The organism is Phycicoccus flavus, from assembly GCF_004025965.2.
GTDB lineage: Bacteria > Actinomycetota > Actinomycetes > Actinomycetales > Dermatophilaceae > Phycicoccus > Phycicoccus flavus.
Window position 1 is genome coordinate 1 of the sequence record NZ_SAYU02000112.1, and the last position, 765, is coordinate 765.

General features: G+C 79.0%; 1 pseudogene. It reads right to left on the minus strand.

The window, feature by feature from the left end:
- A pseudogene (locus EPD83_RS20480) lies at positions 1 to 765 on the minus strand (hypothetical protein); the annotation flags it as partial.

Genomic DNA, 765 nt, shown 5'->3' on the forward strand with positions numbered 1-765 from the left:
ACGGGCGGGGTCGCGGAACACGTCCGTCGACCAGACCCGCAGGTGGCGCCACCCGCGCGTGGCCAGCATCTCCGGCCGCAGCCGGTCCCGGTCACGGACGGTGCCGACCGCGGCGTAGGCCGGCCCGTCGGCCTCGACGGCCAGCAGCATCCGCCCGGGGGTCGTCGGGTCCTCGACGGCGAGGTCCACCGGCGAAGACGAGGTGCCGACCCGTTCGTGCACGGTGAGCCCGTGGGCCCGCAACCTCCGGGCCAGGTCGGCGAGCACGACCGACCCACCCGCCGCGGTCGCGCCGCCGGACGTCGCAGGGGCGGTCGGCAGGACCTCGTCCGGCTCGTCGGCGACGGGCGAGCCGGCCGGCGCGCTGTCGTCGGCCAGGGCCGTCCCGTCCGTCGTGGCGGTCTCGTCCGGCGCCTCGTCACTCGTCGCGTCGTCGGCCGTCGCCGTCCCGTCGGTCACCGTCCCGTCGGTCGTCGCGGCCGCGTCCGTCACCCCGCTGGTCTCGTCCTCGTCGGTCACCGCGGCGTCGTCCGGTGCCCCGTCGGTCACCGGGTCGTCCGGCGTCGGCGCGTCCGCCGTCGTCCCGCCCGCGGGCACCGTGACGTCCGGGCGGACCCGGGCCGGCGGGGCGCCCTCGGCCTCGGCGTGCGCGAGCAGGCGGCGCAGGAGCCGGGCCCCGGGCGTCCGCAGGCGCTCCGGGTCCAGGTCGTCGGAGGAGATGGACGTGACGACGGTGAGCCCGCGGCGGGCACGGGTCAGGGCGAC